This window comes from Neobacillus fumarioli NBRC 102428, from assembly GCF_001591485.1.
In the GTDB taxonomy this organism is placed as follows: domain Bacteria; phylum Bacillota; class Bacilli; order Bacillales; family Cytobacillaceae; genus Neobacillus; species Neobacillus fumarioli.
In genome coordinates this window covers 1-1,494 of the sequence record NZ_BCUZ01000227.1, presented here as the reverse complement: position 1 = coordinate 1,494, position 1,494 = coordinate 1, and the positions used below count along the sequence as shown (strand labels likewise).

The 1,494-nt window shown below is 40.0% G+C and carries 2 pseudogenes; both read left to right on the top strand.

Going from position 1 to position 1,494, the window contains the following annotated elements:
* A pseudogene (locus BFU02S_RS16920) lies at positions 1-130 on the top strand (IS4 family transposase); the annotation flags it as partial.
* 156 nt (positions 131-286) lie between these two features.
* Positions 287-1,254 (top strand): annotated as a pseudogene (gene tnpC, locus BFU02S_RS15770) (IS66 family transposase); the annotation flags it as partial.
* Positions 1,255-1,494: the final 240 nt, after the last annotated feature.

Below are 1,494 nucleotides of genomic sequence, written 5' to 3'. Positions count from 1 at the left end.
GCATGTTCTAGCGCAAATTGAATCACAAAGTAAGCGAAAAGTCCTACAAATTAGCCGTTATTCAAGGGCTGCACTATGGAAACCAGCGCATATTTGGCTTCGAAAGATTGAAGGAAAAGCCATTCCTTAATGATCAAGTTTGTCGTCGTCCACAGGTCTTAAGGTATAATTCTTGTAAATAAATTTCCAAATGGACAAAGCCACCTTTATTTAGGTATTTAACTTTTTGGCTTTAAATTGGAAAGTTTATTATACTGAAAATTCCAATAATTTTTATGCAACACTTGTGATCTATGATAAATTTGCACAAAACTTACCCCTTTACCGTCAGGTAAAGGAATGGGATCGTTATGGTCTGAATACAAATGACAAAAATCTTTCGAATTGGGTCATTCGTGCCTCACATGATTGGTTATTGCCTATTTACGAAAGAATGAAAGTTTTGATGATGGCTAAATCGCTATTGCATGTTGATGAAACGTATGGACAAATTCTCAATCGATCCGATGGGAAATCTGGTCAAACCAATGCATATAATTGGGTGTGTCGAAGTGTTCCATGCCAAGGACCGCCAATGACTCTCTTTCATAGTGCATTATCACGGGCTCGATCTGTCCTTGAGAGTTTCATTGAAGGCTTTTCTGGAACAATTATTTGGGATGGTTATTCTGCTTACGATAAGTTGGAAGGTGTTACCTTCGCAAATTGTTGGGCGCATGTTCGTCGTTATTGGCTGAAAGCGGACAGCAAAAATGGACGAATCGGTGTAAGCTATTGTGACAATTTATATCTACTTGAAATGAAATTTAAACATTTGTCTCCAAGTAAGCGTAGAAAAAAACGCCAAAAATACTCGAAGCCAATTGTAGATAAATTTCTTGAATGGGTTGAAATGTCACCATTTTACGGGAAAAATGCGCTTGCGAAAGCAGCTGAATACACATTAAACAGGGCAAATGAACTCAGAGCATTTCTGAACGATGGACGTATCGAAATTGATAATAATCCTGCCTAAAATGCCATTCGCCCCAACGTTATAGGCAGAAAAAATTGGCTTTTCAGTGTTAGTGAAGCCGGTGCAAAAGCGAACGCCATTTGTTTGCAGAAACCGCCCAAAGTAACGGCATTGATTTCTACGAATACATAAAGAAACTTTTGACGGATCTACCGAATCTCGGCTTTCATCAAAACCCTGAAATACTAGATCAATACATGCCTTGGTCAAAAATGATTCAGGCAGAATGCAGCAAATAAATGAAATAAGCCGTAATTCGATTGAAAAAATCAGAATTTACGGCTATTTGTGTTGCGGACCGGAAGGTACGCTTCTTTGTGCGCCCGGCATGGGTGTAATCTCTAAGGTGAAAGTCCCGAACTGCGAAGGCAGAAGTAGCAGTTAGCTTAACGCAAGGGTGTCCGCGGTGACGCGGAATCTGAAGGAAGCGGACGGCAAACTTCCGGTCTGAGGAACACGAACTTCATATAAGGCTAGTT